Source organism: Paenibacillus terrae HPL-003, from assembly GCF_000235585.1.
GTDB classification, from domain to species: Bacteria; Bacillota; Bacilli; order Paenibacillales; family Paenibacillaceae; genus Paenibacillus; species Paenibacillus terrae_B.
Window position 1 is genome coordinate 3,916,347 of the sequence record NC_016641.1, and the last position, 23,953, is coordinate 3,940,299.

Annotated in this window: 21 protein-coding genes; all 21 read left to right on the top strand. The window is 47.6% G+C overall.

Features of this window, described 5'->3' with window-relative positions; all coding sequences use genetic code 11:
* Positions 1 to 211: 211 nt before the first annotated feature.
* The 21 genes from pnp to HPL003_RS29250 all read left to right on the top strand — a co-directional run bounded on the left by pnp (position 212) and on the right by HPL003_RS29250 (position 23,848).
* Positions 212 to 2,314, top strand: a complete 2,103-nt coding sequence (gene pnp / locus HPL003_RS17930; RefSeq protein ID WP_014281127.1) for a polyribonucleotide nucleotidyltransferase — start codon at positions 212 to 214, stop codon at positions 2,312 to 2,314.
* A gap of 232 nt (positions 2,315 to 2,546) precedes the next feature.
* A complete protein-coding gene (locus tag HPL003_RS17935; RefSeq protein ID WP_014281128.1) occupies positions 2,547 to 3,551 on the top strand; it encodes a polysaccharide deacetylase family protein in 1,005 nt (334 codons plus the stop codon).
* Positions 3,552 to 3,617: 66 nt separating this feature from the next.
* Positions 3,618 to 4,883 (top strand): M16 family metallopeptidase, encoded by a 1,266-nt coding sequence (locus HPL003_RS17940; protein ID WP_014281129.1) that lies wholly within the window; start codon positions 3,618 to 3,620, stop codon positions 4,881 to 4,883.
* Positions 4,861 to 5,307 (top strand): dUTP diphosphatase, encoded by a 447-nt coding sequence (dut, locus tag HPL003_RS17945; RefSeq protein WP_014281130.1) that lies wholly within the window; start codon positions 4,861 to 4,863, stop codon positions 5,305 to 5,307. The genes HPL003_RS17940 and dut overlap by 23 nt, the downstream gene beginning before the upstream one ends.
* A gap of 220 nt (positions 5,308 to 5,527) precedes the next feature.
* Complete coding sequence (dpsA, locus tag HPL003_RS17950) at positions 5,528 to 6,424, top strand: dipicolinate synthase subunit DpsA (RefSeq protein WP_014281131.1); 897 nt, start codon at positions 5,528 to 5,530, stop codon at positions 6,422 to 6,424.
* Positions 6,424 to 7,017: a dipicolinate synthase subunit B gene (locus tag HPL003_RS17955; RefSeq protein ID WP_014281132.1), complete on the top strand. Its 594-nt coding sequence runs from the start codon at positions 6,424 to 6,426 to the stop codon at positions 7,015 to 7,017. The genes dpsA and HPL003_RS17955 overlap by 1 nt, the downstream gene beginning before the upstream one ends.
* A gap of 135 nt (positions 7,018 to 7,152) precedes the next feature.
* Positions 7,153 to 8,190 (top strand): aspartate-semialdehyde dehydrogenase, encoded by a 1,038-nt coding sequence (locus tag HPL003_RS17960; RefSeq protein ID WP_014281133.1) that lies wholly within the window; start codon positions 7,153 to 7,155, stop codon positions 8,188 to 8,190.
* 36 nt (positions 8,191 to 8,226) lie between these two features.
* The gene (dapG, locus tag HPL003_RS17965; protein ID WP_014281134.1) at positions 8,227 to 9,444 is read left to right on the top strand and encodes an aspartate kinase; all 1,218 of its coding nucleotides are present in this window, start codon (positions 8,227 to 8,229) and stop codon (positions 9,442 to 9,444) included.
* A gap of 41 nt (positions 9,445 to 9,485) precedes the next feature.
* Complete coding sequence (dapA, locus tag HPL003_RS17970; RefSeq protein WP_014281135.1) at positions 9,486 to 10,367, top strand: 4-hydroxy-tetrahydrodipicolinate synthase; 882 nt, start codon at positions 9,486 to 9,488, stop codon at positions 10,365 to 10,367.
* 356 nt (positions 10,368 to 10,723) lie between these two features.
* Positions 10,724 to 12,403, top strand: coding sequence for a ribonuclease J (locus tag HPL003_RS17975; protein WP_014281136.1), 1,680 nt, complete (start codon positions 10,724 to 10,726; stop codon positions 12,401 to 12,403).
* 237 nt (positions 12,404 to 12,640) lie between these two features.
* On the top strand, positions 12,641 to 13,495 hold the full coding sequence (locus HPL003_RS17980; protein ID WP_014281137.1) for a ClpP family protease: 855 nt from the start codon (positions 12,641 to 12,643) through the stop codon (positions 13,493 to 13,495).
* Positions 13,492 to 13,704, top strand: coding sequence for a YlzJ-like family protein (locus HPL003_RS17985; RefSeq protein ID WP_014281138.1), 213 nt, complete (start codon positions 13,492 to 13,494; stop codon positions 13,702 to 13,704). The genes HPL003_RS17980 and HPL003_RS17985 overlap by 4 nt, the downstream gene beginning before the upstream one ends.
* Positions 13,705 to 13,807: 103 nt before the next feature.
* Complete coding sequence (locus HPL003_RS17990) at positions 13,808 to 16,489, top strand: FtsK/SpoIIIE family DNA translocase (protein WP_014281139.1); 2,682 nt, start codon at positions 13,808 to 13,810, stop codon at positions 16,487 to 16,489.
* A gap of 227 nt (positions 16,490 to 16,716) precedes the next feature.
* Positions 16,717 to 17,562, top strand: coding sequence for a spore cortex-lytic enzyme (gene sleB / locus HPL003_RS17995; RefSeq protein WP_014281140.1), 846 nt, complete (start codon positions 16,717 to 16,719; stop codon positions 17,560 to 17,562).
* 159 nt (positions 17,563 to 17,721) lie between these two features.
* Positions 17,722 to 19,002, top strand: a complete 1,281-nt coding sequence (gene yfmF / locus HPL003_RS18000) for an EF-P 5-aminopentanol modification-associated protein YfmF (protein WP_014281141.1) — start codon at positions 17,722 to 17,724, stop codon at positions 19,000 to 19,002.
* Positions 19,003 to 19,005: 3 nt separating this feature from the next.
* Complete coding sequence (gene yfmH, locus HPL003_RS18005; protein WP_014281142.1) at positions 19,006 to 20,286, top strand: EF-P 5-aminopentanol modification-associated protein YfmH; 1,281 nt, start codon at positions 19,006 to 19,008, stop codon at positions 20,284 to 20,286.
* Positions 20,286 to 21,074 (top strand): elongation factor P 5-aminopentanone reductase, encoded by a 789-nt coding sequence (ymfI, locus tag HPL003_RS18010; protein WP_014281143.1) that lies wholly within the window; start codon positions 20,286 to 20,288, stop codon positions 21,072 to 21,074. Before yfmH ends, ymfI begins: the two co-directional genes overlap by 1 nt.
* A 105-nt stretch (positions 21,075 to 21,179) precedes the next feature.
* Positions 21,180 to 21,434, top strand: coding sequence for a DUF3243 domain-containing protein (locus tag HPL003_RS18015; RefSeq protein ID WP_014281144.1), 255 nt, complete (start codon positions 21,180 to 21,182; stop codon positions 21,432 to 21,434).
* 239 nt (positions 21,435 to 21,673) lie between these two features.
* Entirely contained in the window at positions 21,674 to 22,447 is a 774-nt protein-coding gene (locus HPL003_RS18020) for a DUF3388 domain-containing protein (RefSeq protein WP_014281145.1), read from the top strand.
* Positions 22,448 to 22,477: 30 nt separating this feature from the next.
* Positions 22,478 to 23,599, top strand: coding sequence for a helix-turn-helix domain-containing protein (locus HPL003_RS18025; protein ID WP_014281146.1), 1,122 nt, complete (start codon positions 22,478 to 22,480; stop codon positions 23,597 to 23,599).
* 84 nt (positions 23,600 to 23,683) lie between these two features.
* A complete protein-coding gene (locus tag HPL003_RS29250; protein ID WP_014281147.1) occupies positions 23,684 to 23,848 on the top strand; it encodes a hypothetical protein in 165 nt (54 codons plus the stop codon).
* Positions 23,849 to 23,953 lie beyond the last annotated feature (105 nt).

Here is a 23,953-nt window from a genome sequence, read left to right on the forward strand (position 1 = left end):
GTTCACCGCTTGTCCCTGCTAAGGCGACGGCGGACAGCAGCCGGGTTCTTTTTTGAAGTAAGGAATTTTTTTTGACGTACAAATCCTTTAGAAATGCGAGTCTAGTAAGGTTCTGTGCTTATTATGCATAGGGCTTCTTATGAATTAGGCCCGCGCAGGAGATACTGGATATGTATAGAACTTTTACAATGTAATGAAATGGAGGGATACCATGGAGCAACGTGTGGAAATGCAGCTCGGCGGAAGAAAGCTGGTGCTGGAAACAGGACGTCTTGCAAAACAGGCCAATGCCGCAGTTAAAGTAAGCTATGGCGAAACGGTTGTTCTCTGTACCGTGACCGCTTCCAATGCGCCGAAAGATTTGGACTTTTTTCCACTGACGGTGAATTATGAAGAAAGATTGTATGCTGTGGGAAAAATCCCAGGCGGATTTATTAAACGTGAAGGACGTCCAAGTCAAAAAGCGATTTTGTCCAGCCGTCTGACAGACCGTCCGATCCGCCCATTGTTCCCGGAAGGCTTCCGGAATGATGTACAGGTATTAAACCTGGTGATGAGTGTCGATCAGGATTGTGAGCCGGAAATTGCAGCGATGATCGGAACCTCGGCAGCGCTTAGCATTTCGGACGTACCTTTTAACGGACCGATTGGCGGAGTTGCTGTAGGCCGTGTGGACGGACAATTCGTGATTAACCCGGACATTGCGCAGCAGAATGCAAGTGATTTGTATCTGGTTGTAGCCGGAACGAAAGATGCCATCATGATGGTAGAAGCGGAAGGCAACGAAATTCCGGAAGAAGTCATGCTGGAAGCAATCATGTTTGGCCATGACGAGATTAAGAACATTGTGGCGGTCATTGAACAACTGGTTCAGGTGGCAGGTAAAGAGAAAATGCAGGTTAAACTGCATGCTGTCGATGAAAAAGTGAACAGCGAGGTTCGTTCATATGCGGCTGAACGTTTGGTGGAAGCCGTCAAAATTGTAGAAAAACATGCCCGTCAAGAGGCGATTGATGCAGTCAACGAAGAGACGGTTGCACATTTTGAAGTACAATACATAGAGACGCCTGAGCTTTTGAAAGACGTGAGCGAAGTTCTCTATGATATCGTTAAAGAAGAAGTCCGTCGTCTGATTACGCATGATAAAGTGCGTCCTGACGGTCGTAAGCTTGACGAGATTCGTCCGATCGAAAGCGATACGAGCATTTTGCCGCGTACGCATGGCTCGGGCTTGTTCACACGCGGTCAAACACAAGCGCTTAGCGTTTGTACACTTGGCGCATTGGGTGATGTGCAAATTTTGGACGGCATTGATCTGGAAGAAACGAAGCGTTTCATGCATCATTACAATTTCCCTCCATTCAGTGTAGGCGAGGCTCGTCCTTTGCGTGCGCCGGGTCGTCGTGAAATTGGACATGGTGCTCTTGGTGAGCGTGCGCTTTCTAAAGTCATTCCTTCTGAAACTGAATTTCCATATACGATTCGTCTCGTTTCCGAGGTGCTGGAATCGAATGGCTCGACTTCTCAGGCTAGTATCTGCGCAAGCACACTGGCTATGATGGATGCGGGTGTACCGATTAAGGCTCCGGTTGCAGGTGTAGCGATGGGATTGATCAAGGACGGGGAGCATGTTTCCGTGTTGACCGATATCCAGGGTATGGAAGATCACTTGGGTGATATGGACTTTAAAGTGGCTGGTACAGCAGAAGGCGTAACTGCTATTCAAATGGATATCAAGATTAACGGTATCGACCGTCAAATTTTGCAGGATGCGCTCAATCAAGCCAGAGAAGGACGTCTGTTCATTCTTAGCAAAATGATGGAAGCCATCCAGACGCCGCGTGAGCAATTGTCTCCGTATGCGCCGAAAATTATGACGATGCACATTAACCCGGATAAAATCCGTGATGTTATTGGTGCGGGTGGTAAAATCATTAACAAAATCATCGAAGAAACCGGCGTAAAAATTGATATCGAACAGGATGGTCGTGTATTCATCGCTTCCACAAACCAAGAGATGAATGAAAAGGCGCGTTCCATTATTGAAGGTATCGTGAAAGAAGTCGTGATCGGAGAGATTTACATCGGCACAGTGAAGCGGATTGAAAAATTCGGTGCATTCGTCGAAATTTTACCGGGCAAGGACGGTCTGGTTCATATTTCCCAACTGTCTACTGAACGTGTAGCCAAAGTTGAGGATGTAGTTGCTATTGGAGATACGATTACGGTGAAAGTAACCGAAATTGATCAACAAGGCCGTGTTAATTTGTCCCGTAAAGCTGTTCTGACGGCTGAAGCTCCTGCAAAGGCCTAGTACCTGCGCACAGCGGATCACTATAACAGGAGTGCTGTTCGTTTTTTACAGAAGACTCGGGATTGGAATAGCATCGTTTTAGCTTTTGGAAAGAGGCAGAGCTACGTTTCTGGCTCTTTTTTCATACATATGCACAAGCTGTGTCGAAGTGGGCTTCCAGAGGCTTGCTGCGTCATAGTTCTTGTCCTCCCCGCATACAATGTGGACAAACGGGCGGGAGGATGAAGGAATCATGAGAAAGGCAAAGAGAGCAGCGTGGGTTGTAGCCAGTCTGGTCATTACGCTGGTGATTGGGCAGTTTAGTGGGGTACGTGAGTATGTGAGTCAACTACGCGCCGGACACAGCACGGAAACGAGTGAGCCCGAGGCTGCAACAACGATGGCGATCGCGGCTTTACCTGATAATGCACTCATGCAGCGACTGCGATCAGAGGCTGCCCGGCAAAGACGAGCGCCGGTTGATGCCAAGATCGACCGGGTATGGAAGGCTATTCCTGGCTATAACGGCTTGGAGGTTGACCTGGACGCGACTTATCGTAAGGCAATTGCGGCTCCGGACCGACCCATACAATATGTGTACCGACAGCTTGCGCCCAAGGTACATTTGAACCAGCTCGGCAATGTCCCGATTTACCGGGGAAATCCCGAGAAGCCGATGGTTTCTTTCATGATCAATGTGGCTTGGGGAAACGAGTATATCGTGCCTATACTGGATACGCTGGATCAGGAAAAGGTCAAGGCTACGTTTTTTTTCGATGGTAGCTGGCTGAAAAAAAATCCTGAACTCGCCAAAGAGATTCAAAAAAGAGGACATGAGCTTTCGAACCATGCTTACTCCCATCCGAATATGAGCCGTCTGAGCAGGGAAAGAGCTACACAGGAAATAGAGAAGACACAAGTGCTTCTTCAGGACATTTTAGGTGTGAAAAACGGCTGGTTTGCCCCGCCGTCGGGCGATTTTAATCAGGAAACGGTTGATCTCGCAGCAGGTCTTGGACTTAAAACAGTGCTGTGGACACTGGATACAGTGGACTGGAGACATCCTTCGCCTGAATCGGTAATCGCTAAAATCAGTAGCAAGGTCGAATCGGGATCACTGATTTTGATGCATCCGACAGACTCTTCATCGGCGGCTCTTAAAGGTATGATCCGTGCCATTCGCAGTAAGGGACTGGTGCCCGGAACCGTCAGTCAGACGCTTTCTCCTGATCGGCAGCTATCTGCCCCGGTTGAGTGAACGTCTTTTTTCTGTTAGGATTGAATATTATGGCAAAGTTTGCAATTCAGTTTAGGAGGGCCAGTCGTGGAAAGAATTCAACTCAAAAACGGCCTAAGAGTGGTCATTGAACAAATTCCAACCGTGCGTTCTGTTTCTTTCGGCATATGGGTTAAAACCGGCTCCCGAAATGAAAACCCGGACAATAGCGGTATTTCTCATTTTATTGAACACATGCTTTTCAAAGGAACAGAGCGTTTCGACGCGAAGGAAATTGCCGAGCAATTTGACGCCATCGGAGGGAATGTTAATGCATTCACTTCAAAGGAATACACATGCTATTATGCAAAGGTGCTGGATGAGCATCTGCCGATTGCGGTTGATGTACTGTCCGATATGTTTTTTAATTCTAAATTAGATCACGAAGAGCTGGCAAAAGAGAAGAACGTGATCTTGGAGGAAATCTCCATGTACGAGGACACACCGGACGATATGGTGCATGATCTCTTATCAAGGGCCGCTTATGGCGACCATCCGCTGGCTTACCCCATTCTTGGTACCGAAAAGCATTTATTAGCTATGGACAGCTCTCATCTCAGCAATTACATGAAAGAACACTATACAATCGACAATACGGTCATCAGTGTGGCTGGTAATATTGATGATAGTCTGGTAGAGCTACTGGAGCGTCACTTTGGGAAATTTGATAATCATGGAACTGCTTCGCTTCTGACGGTGCCTGCGTTTAATGGTGAGCTGTTGTATCATGAAAAGGCAACGGAGCAGAATCATATTTGCTTGTCCCTGCCTGGATTTGCAACAGGTGACGATCTCCAGTATGCTATGGTATTGCTGAACAACGCGATCGGCGGCGGTATGAGCTCACGACTGTTTCAGGAAATTCGAGAAAAGCGTGGGCTGGCTTATTCGGTCTATTCCTACCATAGCTCTCATGCGGACAGTGGTATGTTCACCATTTATGCCGGTACGGCTCCCAAGCAGACGAAGGATGTGCTGGATCTGACGCTTGAGCTGTTGCAGGATGTGGCTGTCAAGGGACTGGATGATAACGAGCTTCGTAAGGGCAAGGAGCAGTTAAAAGGAAGCTTGATATTAAGCCTTGAGGGCACCGGAAGTCAGATGAATCGTCTTGGAAAAAATGAGTTGATGTTAGGTCAGCATTACACGCTGGATCAAATGATCGAGCACATTGAACAAGTGACAGCTGATGATGTGAACAAGGTGCTGGACCAGATGTTCTCGGAGCCGTTTGCCTTGTCGATGGTCGGAGCGAGCGATTCAGCGGTTAAGGATATGAGGAGGGACTATTTTGTTAACTTACGTGGAAATTAACAGACTTGGGGGCAATGAGGATATTGAGCTGCCCCGTAAAATGTCAGAGCTTGCATCCGGGTTTGACCTGTATGCTGCCGTACAAGAAGACTTAGTGTTGGAACCCGGCAAGCGTTGTCTTGTTCCAACCGGATTGGCTATAGCAATGCCGGCAGGGCTGGAGGCACAAATCCGTCCGCGCAGCGGACTGGCTCTCAAGCATGGTATTACCTGTCTCAACACACCAGGCACAATTGATGCGGATTATCGTGGGGAGATTAAGGTACTGCTTATCAATTTGGGCGAGGAACCATTCACCATTACACGTAATGAGCGAATTGCACAAATGGTATTTCAGACTGTACCTGAGGTAGAGTTAAAACAGGTAGACCGTTTGTCTGAAACAGTGCGTGGTGCTGGAGGTTTCGGTCATACAGGACGCTGAGTCCATAGTTTCCTTCAAACGACTGAACGCCATGGCTTTAATCGGCATTTTGGAGAATATAACCAAATTGTCGATTATAAGCTGGAGCATGAATAGCATATGAATATGGATACACATAAAAGGCCGTCCCGAAAAGGGCGGTTTTTTTGTGTTTCTTCACCTATCTATGGGTGGCTGCATAGACTAAAAGCATATCGTGTCTCGGAAAGGAGTGATCCGGATGCTAACAGGAATACGCATCGTTGTATTGGGTGGCGATGCGAGGCAGCTTGAGGTAATCCGAAAATGTGTAGACATGGATGCTACCGTCAGCGTGGTCGGCTTTGACCAGCTTGAAGAGCCGCTCAGAGGAGCAACGCGGGAGCCGTTGTCTGTCAAGCTGCTTGAATCGGCAGATGCGCTTGTGCTGCCAGTTGTGGGGTGCGATGAGGGAGGCAATGTGAATGCACTTTTTGGAGCACAAAAGCTGCAGTTTCTGAATGAGCACGCCGCTGCTCTTCCGCCGCACTGCGTCGTATATACGGGGATGGCGCGGACGTACTTAAAAGAAATTTGTTCCAGACATGATTTAAAGCTGGTGGAGTTGCTGGAAAGAGACGATGTGGCCATATATAACTCGATACCTACGGCGGAAGGCGCACTGATGATGGCGATTCAGAATACGGATTTTACGATTCATGGTGCAAATTGTATGGTTCTGGGCATGGGACGGACTGGATTTACCATGGCAAGGGCGCTACAAGGATTGGGAGCCAGAGTGAAGGTCGGGGTACGTAGGGCAGAGGATGCGGCGAGAGCGGTGGAAATGGGCTGGAAGCCTTTTATGACAAGGGATTTGGCGGATGAGACTCAGGGAGTTGACTTGATTTTTAATACGATACCCTCTATGATTATCACAGCGCAAATCCTGTCTAAATTGTCACAGGGCACCGTGATTATTGACCTTGCTTCCGCCCCGGGCGGATGTGATTTCCGTTTTGCGGAAAAGCGTGGAATTACGGCTATGCTCGCCCCCGGCCTTCCCGGTATTGTCGCTCCCAAAACTGCTGGTGCCATTATAGCGAATACGCTGGTGCAGTTGTTAATGGAAGATAATCCTGATCGGGGTGATGCTTAATGAGTTGGCAAGGGAAAACGGTAGGCTATGCAATTACAGGTTCACACTGCACATTTGAAGAGGTTATGCCTGTTATACAGCGTTTTGTTGACGAGGGTGCGAAGGTCGTTCCCATTATATCCAATACGGTATTAACAACGGATACCCGCTTCGGTACTTCGCAAAGTTGGCAAAAACAGTTGAAAGATATAACAGGGAATGATATCATTTCTACAATTGTGGAGGCTGAGCCACTGGGTCCCTCCCAAATACTCGATGTACTGGTGATTGCACCCTTGACGGGGAATTCGATGAGTAAGCTGGCGAATGCCATGACAGACAGTCCGGTTCTGATGGCCGCCAAGGCGCATTTGCGCAACGGTCGTCCACTTCTTTTGGCCATATCAACGAATGATGGGCTTGGTCTGAATGCTGCGAATATCGCCAAGCTACTGGTAGCCAAAAATATATTTTTTGTGCCGTTCGGACAGGACAATCCAATTAAAAAGCCCAATTCACTTGTGGCTGACATGGAGCTGATTCCGGAAGCCGCTTACGCTGCTATGCAGGGCAAACAGTTTCAACCGATGATTGTGGAACGCAAGACTCCATGAAGTACTATAGTTAACTGCTGAGCATCCCTCGCCTAGAAGATGATTCGATGATGCATCGGGTCTGATTTCTTGTTGGCGGTGGATGCTTTCAGAATAAAAAAATGGTTTTTTAGTCGAGAAGGGGAGATACACCAGATGAGCAATAGAAAGTTTAATGTAGCTGTCGTTGGAGCGACAGGCGCTGTAGGAGAACAAATCGTAAATCTGCTGGAAAAACGAGATTTTCCTGTAGATAAAATTAAATTTCTTTCTTCGCCTCGTTCTGCCGGCACTTTAATTAGCTTTAAAGGCCAGCAAATTCCAGTAGAGATTGCAACCCCCGACAGCTTTGAAGGAATCGACATTGCCTTGTTCAGCGCAGGCGGAGACGTAAGTAAGGAACTGGCACCACATGCTGTTCGTCATGGCGCAGTGTGCATTGACAACACAAACGCCTTCCGGATGGATCCTACAGCTCCTCTTGTCGTTCCTGAGGTGAACAGCGACAAAATTGCCAAGCATCAAGGGATTATTGCCAACCCGAACTGCTCCACCATCCAGATGGTGGCTGCTTTGAAACCATTATATGACCAGTATGGCATTTCCCGTATCATCGTATCCACATATCAAGCGGTGTCCGGGGCTGGAAGCCGTGCCATTGATGAACTGAATCGTCAAAGTGCAGCGATCCTTAACGGTGAAGAAGTTCAGCCTGATCTGCTGCCAGTCGGCTCATTGCCTGTGAAGCATCAAATTGCTTTCAATGCTATCCCGCAAATCGACAAATTCCAGGACAACGGCTACACACTGGAAGAAATGAAAATGGTACGTGAAACGAAAAAAATATTGGATGATGAATCCGTAGACGTAACAGCAACATGTGTACGTATTCCTGTCGTATATGGACACTCGGAATCCGTCTATGTAGAGCTTAAAAAAGATTATGATTTGGAAGAAATCCGCAATCTGCTTGCTTCGGCACCGGGAGTAACGCTAGTAGACGATCCTGCTGCGCAGCTCTATCCGCTGGCATCCGAAGCCGCAGGGAAACCTGATGTATTCGTTGGACGTGTGCGTCGTGATTTGGGCAATAGCCGTGGATTGAATCTGTGGGTTGTATCCGACAACCTGCTCAAGGGAGCAGCATGGAACGCGGTGCAAATCGCGGAGATTATTGCTGCAAATGCGGAATAACGTTCCTGAAGCAGGAAGTAAGATGGGGGAAGAACGATGAGTATTTTAGTACAGAAATTTGGGGGAACCTCGCTGTCCACACCCGAAGCGCGTCAACTGGTGCTAGGACATGTGAAGCGAGAGCTGGAACAAAATTTTCAACTGGTTGTCGTTGTGTCGGCCATGGGGCGGAAAGGAGAGCCTTATGCCACGGACACGCTGCTCGATTGGGCGGCGTCTAACGGCGACAGTCTTCCTAAGCGCGAACGGGATTTACTGCTGTGCTGTGGTGAAATCATTTCTGCCGCTACATTATGCAGCCTGATGGAGAATGAAGATATTCCTGCTACGGTGCTGACTGGGGCACAGGCGGGCTTTATTACGGATGATCAATACGGCAATGCTCGTATTTTGGATATAAAGCCAGACCGTATCGTGGAAGAGCTGAACCAGGGTCGTGTCGTCATTGTGACAGGCTTCCAGGGTCAGACTGTAAACGGTGATATGACTACCTTGGGTCGTGGAGGCAGCGATACTTCCGCTACCGTTCTGGGTGCCGCTCTACAAGCGGACATGGTAGACATTTATACGGATGTAAACGGCATCTTGACCGCCGATCCGCGCATCGTGGAAAATGCAAAACCGCTTGCCCATGTCAGCTATACGGAGATTTGTAATATGGCTCATCAGGGGGCTAAGGTTATCCACCCCCGTGCTGTTGAAATCGCCATGCAGGCGAATATTCCGGTTCGAGTTCGCTCTACCTTTTCCGAAGGGGAAGGAACGCTGGTCACCCATCCGGAGGGCTTTAAGGACGTACAGGCAGACATCGTTGACCGTTTCGTGACTGGCATTGCGTATGTCGGCAACGTCACACAAATTACCGTAGAATTAAAGCCAGGCTCGGAGCATTTGCAATTACAAGTATTCAAATCCATGGCTGAGCATGGAATCAGCGTCGACTTTATTAATGTAACTCCATCCGGGGCGGTTTATACCGTGTTCGACACCGATGGAAGCAAAGCGGTCGAAGTACTGAACGGACTGGGCCTGGAGCCTAAAATTTTGGCAGGGTGCGCTAAAGTATCCGTCATAGGCGGGGGTATCAATGGGGTACCTGGCATTATGGCGACGATTGTAGAGGCATTGGCAGAGTCAGACGTACAGATTCTTCAATCGGCAGATTCCAACACGACGATTTGGGTACTCGTTAAAAAAGAAGATATGGTGCAGGCTGTACGCGCATTGCATAATAAATTTGAACTCCATCAATAGGCGCAATGTCCGTGCTCGGACTTGCAAAAAAAGGAGGCAGCATGGTGAACTTCGGCAGACTGATTACCGCAATGGTGACACCTTTTGATCAGCAAGGAGAGATTGACTGGACTGCATTGTCCTCGTTGATTGATTATTTAATAGAAGAACAACATTCGGAGTCCCTTGTCGTATCAGGAACGACGGGCGAGTCTCCTACCCTGAGCGATGATGAAAAAATCAAGTTGTTTGCATTTACTGTAGAAAAAGCAGCCGGACGATGTAAAATCATTGCCGGTACTGGCAGCAACAATACACGTCACTCCATTCATCTGACCCGTGCTGCGGAGCAGGCGGGGGTAGACGGTGTTTTGCTGGTAGTGCCTTATTACAATAAACCGAATCAGGAAGGGATGTATCAGCATTTTGAAAGTATTGCAAATTCCACATCCCTTCCAGTTATACTGTATAATGTACCAAGCCGTACCGCAGCCAGCCTGACCGTGGAAACGACGCTGCGTCTTGCGCAAATCCCTAACATTGTAGGAACCAAAGAATGCGCGTCGCTGGCGCAGGTCACACAGATTGCAGCCGCAGCTCCAGAAGGATTCTTCATTTATTCGGGGGATGACGCTTCCGGGTTGCCTGCTATGGCTGTAGGGGCTTATGGTATTATCAGCGTGGCGAGTCATGTTGTAGGCGCAGAAATGAAGCAGATGATTGATGCACTTGTAGGGGGACACGCACAGCAGGCAGCAAAATTGCATCAGCAGTTGTTCCCGGTTTTCAAGGGTTTGTTCGACTGTCCTCATCCGCTACCTAATCCGGTGGCTGTAAAATATGCACTGGAGTTACGGAATGTTTCGGTAGGTTCTGTTAGGTTGCCGCTTATTCCTCCGACCAAAGAGGAAGCGGAATTTATTAAGAAGTTATTTGCCCGCTAATCGGGAAGAATGAATTTTAAATGTTAAATGAATACGGGGAGTACCCTTGTTAAAGGTAGCCGGGAGTAAAGAAACCGGAGGATTTTATAGCCTTGACAAGGTACTCCGACATGAGGGCGTTCTTATTGGGCGCCCTTTTTGCTGTGCCTTTTAACCATGTATCAAGATAATTGAACAGGGAGTAATGGTTTTAGACGGCAGTGGGAAACCTATGCGCAACGAACAGGATGACTTGTTTTTTCTTATTTTAATCATGTATAATGAGGTCAAGTGACTGGGTGCGGTATTCTTTTGAAAATTAAATAATAAATAAATCAAGGTACGACGTCCAACTACCATAGGAGGTTTAGATTCATTTGTCTAAAAAAACAAACAACGATAAATTGATGATTTTCGCTTTGGGCGGCGTCGGTGAAATCGGGAAAAATATGTATGTCGTTCAATACGGCAATGACATTGTCGTGGTGGATTCGGGTCTGAAATTCCCGGAAGAGGACATGCTTGGTATTGACATCGTTATTCCTGATATTTCCTACCTTACGGAGAACCGCGATAAAGTAAGAGGCATTGTGCTGACTCATGGTCATGAGGACCATATCGGCGGTTTGCCTTACGTGCTGAAACATTTGAATGTACCGGTATACGGTACCAAATTGACGCTGGGTCTGGTGGAAAACAAGCTGAAGGAAGCGAATCTGCTTGGCGAAACCAAACGTATTTTGATCAATGCTGATTCCGAAATCAAGCTGGGTTCCACACTGAAAGCAACATTCTTCAGAACAAACCACAGTATTCCGGATTCGGTAGGTGTATGCATTGATACTCCTGAAGGTGCTGTTGTTCATACAGGTGACTTCAAGTTTGATCATACTCCGGTAAACGGACAATATGCAGATTTGCAGCGTATGGCTGAAATCGGCACACGTGGCGTACTGGCTCTTTTGTCAGATAGTACCAATGCGGAAAAACCAGGCTTTACTCCATCGGAAAAAAGCGTCGGCATCGTGCTGGAAGACATTTTCCGTAAGTCGAGACAGCGTGTAGTTGTAGCTACTTTTGCTTCCAACGTACATCGTATTCAGCAGGTTATTAATGCTGCTGAATCGACAGGACGCAAAGTGACGGTTATCGGCCGCAGTATGGTTAATGTCGTAGGGATTGCATCTGATTTGGGCTATTTGGAAATTCCAGATGGAATGCTGATTGAGCCTGAGGAAGTTGGCAAAATGTCAGCGGATCGCGTAGTTATTCTCTGCACAGGTAGCCAAGGCGAGCCAATGTCTGCTCTAACAAGAATGGCGCGTTCCACACATCGTAAGGTGGATATTCTTCCGGGAGATTCGGTTATTATCGCAGCTACGCCGGTACCGGGTAATGAAAAATATGTCGGTCGCACGATTGATGAGCTGTTCCGTTTAGGTGCCAATGTTTATTACAGCGCAGCTAATCCGGGAATTCACGTTTCTGGACACGGAAGCCAAGAAGAACTCAAACTGATGCTGAATCTGATGAAACCAAAATTCTTCTTGCCAATTCATGGTGAGTTCAGAATGCAACGTCGTCATGCTCTCCTTGCTGAATCGGTAGGTGTAGAGCCGGACAACATTTTCATCACAGATATCGGTGAAGTTATTGAAATTCAGAACGGTGGAGCACGCAGAGCTGGTAAGGTTACAGCGGGCAACGTGTTAATCGACGGGCTGGGTGTAGGAGATGTAGGGAATATCGTATTACGCGACCGCAAATTGCTGTCACAGGACGGTATTTTGGTTGTTGTTGTCACCCTGAGCAAGCAGGATGGCACGATTAAGTCAGGACCGGATATCATTTCCCGTGGTTTCGTATATGTCCGCGAATCGGAAGGTTTGCTGGATGAAGCGAATCGCATTGTCTCAAGCACACTGCATAAGCTCATGAGCGAGAATGTAAATGAATGGGCTTCCCTTAAAACAAACGTCAAGGATGCGCTGGGTCGCTTCTTGTATGAGCAAACTCGTCGTAGACCGATGATTTTGCCAATCATTATGGAAGTGTGAGTCAATTGAAATTTGCTCGAAAACCTGAATTAAAAACTTAAGTCACAGGCACACAGTCGCCTCTCTTCCCGCAGGAAATATTGGACGGTTTCCGCGGGAGGGGAGGCTTTTTTGGCTTTTCCGGGTGAGGAAAGAAGGAAAGCCATGGGGGCGGGTATAAAATATTCCATTTCCATCCCATACTATAGGGTGAATACGGGTCACTAAGACGCGTAAAGCGAAAGGAAGATTGCCCACATGGAACAATACAGCAACCTATCATCTGGTAGACAGGAAACGGAAGCACCGGATCAACCTATGCCTGAAGTCGGGCAAAGACCCAATTCCCCTGCTATGGAGGCCTTGCAGCAGCTGGGACAAACCTCCATGCCCGGGAGCGAATCCAATATTTTTTGCATGACCATAATTGGTCAGATTGAAGGGCATCTGATTCTGCCACCGCAAAACAAAACGACCAAATACGAGCACATTATTCCTCAACTGGTAGCAGCGGAGCAAAATCCCCGCATTGAAGGCTTAATGATTCTGCTGAATACAGTAGGTGGGGATGTCGAGGCAGGGCTGGCTATTGCTGAAATGATCGCTTCAATGAGTAAACCGACGGTGACCATTGTCATTGGAGGCGGGCATAGTATCGGTGTACCTATCGCTGTCTCGTCCACCTATTCTTATATTGCCGAGAGCGCGACGATGACCATTCACCCGATTCGTATGAACGGCTTGGTTATCGGAGTTCCACAAACGTTTGAATATATGGAAAAAATGCAGGAGCGTGTTGTACGCTTTGTGGTTTCCCATTCGCGCATTACCGAGGAGCGGTTTAAGGAGCTTATGTTTAAAACCGGTGAACTGAATCGGGATATTGGTACCGCGGTTGGGGGAGCCGATGCAGTGAAATACGGCTTGATGGACGCGGTTGGTGGTATCGGAGAAGCATTGAAACAACTGAACACTATCATTGAATCTCGACGTCAGCAAAACGGGATTACAGGGACTCAGCAGCAGGCTCCGTTCGTACCTTTTTCCCCCAATGCTACAGATACCCCGACTGGAACGCTTCCTAATGAGCATAATGGGGAGTTACCCCAATGACCTTATATACCGTAATGCCAATGGAAATGGTGTGGGAGGGCATGTGGAAGGAGGCGGAGACGTTTGCAGAAATTCGGGTTGACGGTTTACTTATGCAGGTGCAGCCGCTCGAAAGTCGCAGGGGGATTATCGTGCGATTGCTAGATTGTCCGCTGGAAACTTACCTGAATCCGCGTTATGCACCTGGACAAGTCATCGAATGGTCGTAGAAGGTGTCAAATAGGACAAAAATAGGTCGTTTAATGTTGAAAAAGAACATATGTGCGGATACCAGGTGACGTGGTATAATATTCTTCTGGGGGGTGACCTTGAATGTCCAGAAGAAGGAAAAGGAAAAAGAAAGCCGCGTTTGGCGGAGTTCTAAAATTCGAAATTTACGGCATTGTGCTGATTACATTGGCGGTCATTGCGCTGTCGGGTGAAGCGGCGGTCGGTCGGTCGCTATCCAAGATGTTTGGGCTGGTACTGGGGAAATTTTATTTTGTCATACCCCTGATCGGCATTTATTACGGTCTGATGGTGATGATTCACCGCAAATGGCCAAACCAGTGGAACTCACGTAAAACGGGGCTGTTGCTGCTGGTATTTGCCTTTACGCTTATGAGCTCTATTTCATCTATGGAGCAGCGTTTGGGGCCGATTAATGCACTTCAACCAGGCGGGGTGATGAGCCAGATACATATAGATATGCGTGAGCAGTTGCTGTCGCCTGACAAGGAAGGCCATACCTCAATGCTGAACAAGGATATTAGCGGGGGATACATCGGCGCATTGCAGCTTACTGTGCTGTTGTGGCTGTTTGGACTTACGGGTGCCAAGCTGATTATGATTGTAATGTTTGTGATTTGTTTTATGCTGCTGACCCAGCTGTCTTATGTGGATCTGGTACGAATTGTTCGGACGAAGATGCTAGCGGCAGGGGGAAGCGTTCGGAAAAAATGGATTGGTAAAGCCACTCCACTTTCGGCATCTGGCAGAGGTACTGGGAATAAAAAAATCAAATCCGAGTCGATTCCTGCTTATGAGGAAGATATGGATGATGATTTTGATGAAATGCAGCCTCCGGCGCGTAAGCAGCCGATTTTCTTTCAACTGTTTGGCCTGAAAAAATCGGCTGGAGAGAACAAGGATGATCGTTCCGTTCATGCTGATGAGGATGATCAAGAGCCTGCTTATGAAGCTGAGGAAGCACAGCCCTTGTGGAGAAACGCCAAGCAAGCAGAAGAATTGTCCGATACTGCTGAACACATAGAAGAGGAAGCTTCTGTTCCGGTAAAAAGGTCACCGATCATTCGGGATTTCTTCGAGCAGGTGAAGCATGAGGAAAGAAGACCTGAGGATGAATCAGAGACATCCTTGGCCGGGGCAGAGCGGACGGATTCAGCTTATGATGAGTCGCTGGATGACAACTTTATGGATGCCGCTGTGAACACAGATACGGACGGTACGGCAGCAACAGGCCATAATACACCGGACAGTGCAGACGGACGAGCCCAAGCGAATGCAACGGGGACGTCAGGCGAAGAGACTGAAGGCACAACTGTGGCCATTCCTGCTCCACCGCCACCCAAGCCGTACAAGCTCCCGTCGTTCCGTTTGCTTGCCAAGCCACAAAACGTGGGCAAAGGCCTCGGGCAAAAGGATTACATGCAAACGGCACGCAAGCTGGAGGCCACATTGGAAAGCTTTGGAGTACGGGCAAAGGTACTAGAGGTTGTCCGTGGACCTGCGGTGACGCGTTATGAAATTCAGCCGGACATTGGTGTGAAGGTCAGCCGTATTGTAAGCCTGACGGATGACATTGCGCTTGCGCTCGCTGCGAAGGATATTCGTATGGAGGCTCCAATTCCAGGCAAATCGGCTATCGGTATTGAGGTTCCTAACAACGAGGTTTCTATTGTAACAATGCGTGAGGTTATGGAGACGACCGTTTTCCAGGAGTCTGTATCCAATTTGTCCATTGCGTTCGGACGTGATATTGCAGGACAGACGATTGTTGGTAATTTGGCCAAAATGCCCCATTTACTTGTAGCTGGAGCAACCGGTTCAGGTAAATCGGTGTGTATTAACGGTATTATCACGAGTATTTTGTACAAGGCGAAGCCGGATGAGGTTAAATTTCTTATGGTCGATCCCAAAATGGTGGAGTTGAACGTGTACAACGGTATTCCTCATTTATTGGCACCAGTCGTTACCGATCCGAAGCGCGCTTCACTCGCTTTGAAAAAAATTGTAGTAGAAATGGAAAAACGTTACGAATTATTTTCCAAATCAGGAACTCGTAACATAGAAGGCTATAATAATTTGATGAAAGACAATCCTGCTGCGTTCCTGCCTTACATCGTCGTTATTGTGGACGAGTTGGCGGATCTGATGATGGTAGCTGCGGGGGATGTGGAGGATGCGATTGCACGATTGGCCCAAATGGCGCGTGCCGCAGGGATTCATCTTATCATTGCAACGCAGAGACCGTCGGTTGACGTCATTACCGGGGTTATCAAAGCCAATATTCCTTCGCGTATTGCCTTTGGTGTATCCTCGCAGGTGGATTCCCGTACAATACTGGATATGGGTGGGGCCGAGAAGCTGCTTGGGCGTGGGGATATGTTGTTCATGCCGATGGGCGCTTCCAAGCCGGTTCGCGTTCAAGGAGCGTTTATGAGCGATCAGGAAGTGGAGAACATCGTTAACTATGTGCGTGAGCAGGGTGAAGCACAATATGATGAAACGCTTGTACCGGAGGTAGAGGAGCTATCGGCTGATGCCGATGAAATGCTGGATGAGCTGTACGATCAGGCTGTCAACATCATTTTGGAGGCCAAGCAAGCATCTGTATCTCTGCTTCAGCGCCGCATGAGGATCGGCTATACACGTGCGGCCCGGTTGATTGACTCTATGGAGGCTCGTGGTGTCATCGGCCCTTACGAGGGAAGCAAGCCCCGTGAGGTGCTTATTTCAATGGAGCAATATCAGCAAAACAAAGTCAGTTCCTGACCATAGGCTTTACAGGAAATCGCATCCAAAATCGCTGTTTGTAAGTGTGGTGTTTGTTTAAATTCGACAACACTATGCGTACAGACAGCGATTTTTTTTTGCTTTTTTTCAGGAATAGGAGTAGCCGAATGAAAGAAGATTAAAAGGGTGAATAGCTTTAAGCAGAGCTTGTCATAATAAACGTAGCCATCCTGTTAATCCCACAAAAGAAAGGTAGAGCGCAGCATATGAAAAAGACAATGGTCTGGATTTGCACGGGTATTCTCGCAGCCTCGGCTATCACGTACACAGGACTTATTGCGAACGTCTCTGCGCAGTATGCGGAGCCGCTAAGCACACAGCAGGAAGTACAATCAACACAGCCTTCCCAAGAGACATTTAGCACAGAGGCGGTTAATTACGGCTCCTACGGTCAGGATGTATATGAACTGCAATCCCGTTTAAAGCTGTTGGGCTTTTTCGGGGCGAAAGTGGACAGTCATTTTGGCAGCAGTACATTGAAGGCTGTTAAGGGCTTTCAAAAAGAGTTTGGCATGACCCCTGACGGAGTGGTCGGAGCAAAAACAAAGCTAAAGCTGGTGAATGCAACTCCTAATTGGAAACCGACCGAAACGCCTTTACATCGTAAAAATGAGGCTTCCGCTCAGGGACAGACAGCGGACAATAATAAAACGGATCAAAAAGATGAAACAATGGGATCAGCTAACACGATGGGATTGTCTGACAACGATCTCAAAATTATGGCTAACGCAGTCTACGGTGAATCCCGTGGCGAGCCGTTTGAAGGTCAAGTAGCCGTGGCGGCAGTTATTTTGAACCGGGTCAAATCCCCCAGCTTTCCAAACACACCGTCTGGAGTGATTTTTCAACCGGGGGCCTTTACAGCTGTAGCTGATGGTCAAATCTGGCTCACGCCAAATGAAACTGCAACAAAGGCAGTTCGCCAGGCATTGAGCGGCTGGGACCCAAGCGGAGGCTGCCTCTATTATTTTAATCCAAAAACAGCCACCTCCAAATGGATTTGGAGCCGCCCGCAGGTAAAGACGATTGGTCAGCATATTTTCTGCATGTAAACCGCCGAAGCAGCCGGGAGCTTGTCTCCGGTTGCTTCTTGGCTTTTGCATCGTTAGAATAAAGATTGGCACACTTTACCTCTTTACAGGAAAATGATTCACAGCGGCTCATGCTAATCAAAGGCTAGACGAAATTGACGTCACAAAGGAGTTTTGGACTTGAACAAAACAGGTTTCGAGCGTGGGACGCGCAGACAATTAAGGATTCATGTACTGCCAACCAAACGCTTTAAGACGTTTGCGATATCATTGTATGTAGGTACTCCACTACGAGAGGAAACGGTAACCCGAGTGGGACTGACACCATTCGTACTACGACGGGGTACAGAATCATATCCGCAGACTATACAATTTAGAGAACAATTAGAGCAATTGTATGGCGCGGGCTTTGGATTTGATGTATATAAGCGCGGAGATTATCAAATCGTGCAATTTCGCATGGATACGATTAATGACAGCTTTGTAAACAGCTCAGACAGCTTGCTGGATCGTTCATTTGCTTTTCTCGGAGAGGTGTTGACGAAGCCTGCATTGGAGAATGGTGCATTTCAAACCGGATACGTCCAGCAGGAACGGGAAAACGTACGCAAGAAGCTGGAAGCTATAGTCAATGATAAAATTCGTTATGCTGGAGAGCGCTGCATGGAGGAAATGTGCAAAAATGAGCCTTATCGTCTGCACCCCCTCGGTCAGCGGTCTGATCTGGATCGTATAGATGCGCAAGGCTTGTATCAGGCTTATGGAGAATGGCTGAATAACGCCAGCATGGATTTGTATGTAGTTGGAGATACGACGCTGGAGGAAGTGGAGAAGTTCGTAGACCGCTATTTCCAACTGAACCGTTCGGAAGAAAAGGGATATGCTCCTGAACAACCAAAAGCGGTGGAGCGTGATGTACAAACGGTGGTGGAGCGTCTTGATGTAAATCAGGGGAAGCTAAACATGGGATTGCGCACCCCAATTACGTATGGTGACGATCGATATGCATCCGCTCTGATGTACAACGGGATTTTAGGTGGTTATCCTCACTCCAAGCTATTCGTCAACGTGCGGGAGAAGGAAAGTTTGGCGTATTACGCCTCATCACGGTATGACGGGCACAAGGGCATAGGGACGATTCAATCCGGTATCGAAATACCCAATTATGAAAAAGCGGTTACCATTATCCGCAAGCAACTGGAAGATACGCAAAATGGGGCGATTACCGAGCTGGAAATGACCCAGACACAGGCGATGATCCGCAATTTATTGAAGGAAATGCAGGATTCCGCTTTTGAAATGATCGCTTACGATTTTAACAGACAGCTTTCCGGCAAAGAGCGGACGGTAGATGAGCTGCTGAGCCAGGTGGAGGCTGTCAAGGTGAAGGATGTTCAGGATGCCGCCCGGACGTTCCGACTGGACACCATTTATTTCTTGAGAGACCAGAAGGGGGAATAGCGGGTGGAGCACATACCTTATGAGCATTTGCAGGAAACGCTGTACTATGAAGTGATGGATAACGGATTACACGTCTATGTGTTGCCCAAACCGGGCTTTCAGAAGACATACGCTACATTTGCAACCAAATACGGCTCAGTTGATAATCATTTTCGCGTGGAAGGTCAGCAGCCGGTTAAGGTTCCGGATGGCATCGCCCATTTTTTGGAGCATAAAATGTTTGAAGAGCCTCAAGGCGATATTTTCGCTACTTTTTCCTCCAATGGGGCATCGGCCAATGCATTTACGAGCTTTGATCAAACGGTATATCTATTTTCCGCAACCGAGCATATTCAGGAGAATTTAACCACACTGGTCAATTTTGTACAGCACCCTTACTTTACAGATGAAAATGTGGAGAAGGAAAAAGGCATTATCGGTCAGGAAATCAATATGTATGAGGATAACCCGGATTGGCGGAGTTACTTTGGCCTGATCGAAGCGCTATATAAGGTCCATCCAGTGCATATTGATATTGCGGGTACCGTTCAATCCATCAGCACGATTACGAAAGAAACGTTGTATAGCTGTTATGAGGCTTTTTACCACCCGAGCAATATGATTCTTTTTGTGGTAGGCGGAGTGGACCCGGCGGAAGTAATAGAATTGGTGCGTAACAATCAGGCGAAAAAGGATTACAAGCCGCAAGGAGAGATTGAGCGAATTTTTGACAAAGAGCCTGCTACTGTGGCAGAGAAGCGTCGTGAGGTAAAGCTGGCGGTTTCTCTCCCTAAGCTGTTGTTCGGATTCAAGGAAGCCAAGGTCGGTCTCACGGGTGAGGAACTGCTTCGTCATGATCTGGAAACCAAGTTGATGCTTGATCTTTTGTTCGGCTCGAGTACGCAGCTGTATCAAAAGCTCTACGATGAGGACCTCATTTCAGATAGCTTTGGACATGAGTACAACAGTACACCGCAGTATGCGTTCTCTGCTATCGGTGGAGATACAAAGGACCCGGATCGGCTGTTGGCGCGGATACGTGAAGAGGTGGAGTCCATTCAAAAACAGGGCTTCACGGCAGAACATTTTGAACGGGCACGTAAAAAGAAAATCGGCGGTTACCTGCGTATGCTCAATTCGCCCGAAAATATAGCGCATGAGTTTACGAGACATCGCTTTCGGGATAGCGATTTTTTCCAATTGCTTCCGGTCTATGAAAGTATTACACTTGAGGATGTTAACCGTCGTCTGAAGGATCATATTCAGTGGGATCAGATGGCCATATCGCTGGTGGTGAGTCCGTAATGCCCAGGGAGAGGGAACCGATAACCACCAAGAATGGGGAATTAAAAGCCATTGGCGATACGACAGTGCTGATCACAGGAGCAAGCGGCGGGATTGGAGCGGCTATTGCGGAGCGTTTTGCGGCTGTTGGGATGAATGTGGTCATTCACTACATGAAGTCCCATGAAAAAGCGAATGAAGTTGCCCGCCGTTGTATGGCTTATTCAGGCAAGGTGATGACCGTGTCAGCGGACCTGCGGAGCAAGGAGCAGATTGAACGCATGCGGGAGAAGCTGGAGAATCACGGAATGAAGCCAGATATTCTTGTGAATAACGCTGGATTATCTCATTACGGATTACTGACGGATGTGTCGGAAGAGGAATGGGATGAAGTGATGGCCGTCAATGTGAAGGGAACCTTTCTGTGTACGCAGGTTTTTATGCCGCATATGATTTCCCAACGCTATGGCCGTATCGTGAATGTGTCTTCTGTATGGGGAATATGCGGCGCTTCGTGCGAGGTGCTGTATTCCACTACCAAAGGCGGGATTAACGCATTTACTAAAGCACTGGCTCAAGAAGTTGCACCTTCTGGAGTAACGGTAAATGCGGTAGCTCCGGGTGCAGTGGATACGTCTATGCTGGATCATTTGGACGAAGGGGAAATTTCCAGTCTTGAAGAAGAAATTCCTGCCGGTCGATTGGCTCGGCCTGATGAAATTTCATCACTGGTTTATTTTCTGGCGCTTCCTGAATCAGGTTATATTAACGGGCAGGTCATTAGTCCTAACGGAGGATGGGTGACTTGACGAGAAGTACAGCGTTTGGAGGAAACCACCAGTATAGAGAGCACCTGAGAAGAACATATTATAACTGTTGATTTTAAATCTGAATCATCTAAGGAGGATTTAAGTATGTCAACAGTTGTTCAGAATTTCGATACCTGGAAGAAGTTCCTTGGTCAGCGTGTGGAACAGGCGGAGAAGCTTGGAATCAGCCAGGATACCATTTCAGAGCTTGCTTATGAAATCGGTGATTTTCTGGATGAGAAGGTCGATCCGGCCAACCACTCCAACCGCGCACTGAAAGAACTGTGGGGAGTTGCCGATGAGGACGAGCGTCACACTATTGCCCGGCTGATGGTCAAATTAGCCAAAAGCAACGCATAAGCAGGAACCAACATGAAAAGCTCCCTTTTGGGGGCTTTTCTGTAATGGTTACAGAGCTGTTCTTGTAATTCCTTTGTAATTTATATATCATAAACGTGATCGAGGCTTATGCAATTGTGTTGAATACAAGAAGCCTTTGTGGTCTCAATAATTGGTTTTGTCGAATGGTGTTATTTTATGATACAATAAGTCTTTGATTTGGAAATGTTTACGGTTTTGAATGTGAATGAGGTGCTAACGTGACGGAAGAATTGAAACAGTGGTACATGGAGTACAAGATACATAAAAATCGTCCCGGATTGCTGGGAGACATTGCTTCCATGCTTGGTATTCTGGGGGTTAATATACTGACGATCAACGGTGTTGAAGGCGAAAGACGGGGGATGCTGCTGGAAACGGACGATGACGAGAAGATACGCATTCTCGGAGATACTTTAAAAAAGGCCAGCAATATTACAGTTACGGCTTTACGCGCTCCGAGGCTGGTCGATATATTGGCAGTAAGACACGGACGTTACATTGATCGGGATTCGGACGACCGCAAAACATTCCGCTTTACACGCGACGAGCTTGGGTTACTGGTTGATTTTTTGGGTGAAGTATTAAAGAGGGATGGAAATCAGGTGATTGGACTTCGCGGAATGCCTCGTGTGGGAAAAACCGAGACCATCATTGCCAGCAGCGTCTGCGCCATGAAGCGCTGGACTTTTGTGTCTTCAACGCTATTGCGGCAGACGGTGCGCAGTCAACTCTCCGAAGAGGAAATGAACCCTAACAATGTATTTATTATTGACGGCATTGTGAGTACAATTCGCTCAAATGAAAGACATTATCACCTGCTTCAGGAAATTATGAGCATGCCGAGTACGAAGGTTATAGAGCATCCTGACGTTTTTGTACGTGAATCGGGATACAGCTTCGACGATTTCAATTTCATTATTGAACTTCGCAATAATCCGGCTGAGGAAATTATTTATGATACCTTTACAGCCAGTTATACAGAAGATCTTTAAATAAGCGTAATTATACAAGGAGATGATGACATGTCAGAACTGGGTCAGCAATTAAAGGAGGCCCGGCTGCAAAAAGGATTGAGCCTTGACGATGTTCAGGAAATGACGAAGATACGCAAACGTTATCTGGAAGCCATTGAGACGGGCGATTACAAAGTGCTGCCGGGAAGCTTTTATGTCAGAGCTTTTATTAAAACGTACGCTGAAACGGTCGGTTTAAACCCCGACGAGATTCTGGAAGGACATAAAAGCAATGTACCTGAACCGGAGCCGGAAGCTGTTATGGAGCCTGTGACACAGAAACGCTCCAGCCGTCCGGCTACGATTGGTAATCTCAAATGGTTGCCGACAGCTTTAATGTGGCTTTTTCTGGTTCTCATTGTTGGGGTTATTTATGCTTATTGGGTGAGTAACAACCATACTGCTCCAAAAACAGCCGAGAATACAACGCCGATTACGACACCAAGTACGTCCACTCCTAACAGCACCAAGGAGGGAACTACGACACCGCCGCAAAATACGACGACAACCCCTCCTCAGGGAAGCGGTCAGACAACACCGCCGAATAACGGTCAGACGGCAGCTCCAAATGGTGGCGGCGGACAAACCACTCCTGATGCTGGGCAAACGGGGCAAACCCAACCACCGGGAGGTACAGGAACGGATACGACCACGACCACTCCTGACAGTAGCCAACAGCCGAATACCACTACGCCGCAACAAGGTGTAACTGTGGCTCAAGATGGCAAGCAAGGCAAAACGACGATTTTCAAAGTTTCCAGTGCAACCGGAGCTACAGTCAAGGTCGATATTAAGGCAACGGGAGAAAGCTGGCTTGAGGTGTACAAGGGACAAAACTCACGTGGCGAAAAGCTGAGCTATGGCATGACCAAAAGCGGAGATGCTATGTCCTTTGACATCGGGCCGGAAGGCTTGTATATCAAATCAGGACGTTCTTCTGCCACGGATATTTCAGTAGCAGGTCAACCGATAACCGATAATAAATCGACGACTCGTGTTTTGATACAGCAAGGAGAAGCTTCTTCGACCGGAACGAGTGCCGGGGTGAGTGGTACTACTACGGATTCGACTACAGATAGTACGGTTTCAACACAGAGTGGTACAGTTTCTTCGACTACTGGCGGTGAATAAACCTTCTATTGCGCGGAAATACTAATGACTGTAATTCATGGGAAGCCAGTCATTTCATTTTCCGCAAAGTGAGGTGTATACATTATGACCGTCAGCTGGATTGTGACAGTGCTTGGTATAATTGTAAGCCTGCTTGGCTATTATCTGACCCCAAGTGCATGGGGCTATGGCATACTAGGCTTTGGTCTAGCTCACATTGTGCTGGGACTTCTGGATATGTTCCGGAATCCGACCCGCAGCCACAATTAGATATGATCGCGGAATGAAATAAAGGCGTTTTTGTCATTAACTGGCAAGGGCGCCTTTTTAGTGATCGGATTATTGGATTTTTGTAAATGACTAGCCTATAATTAG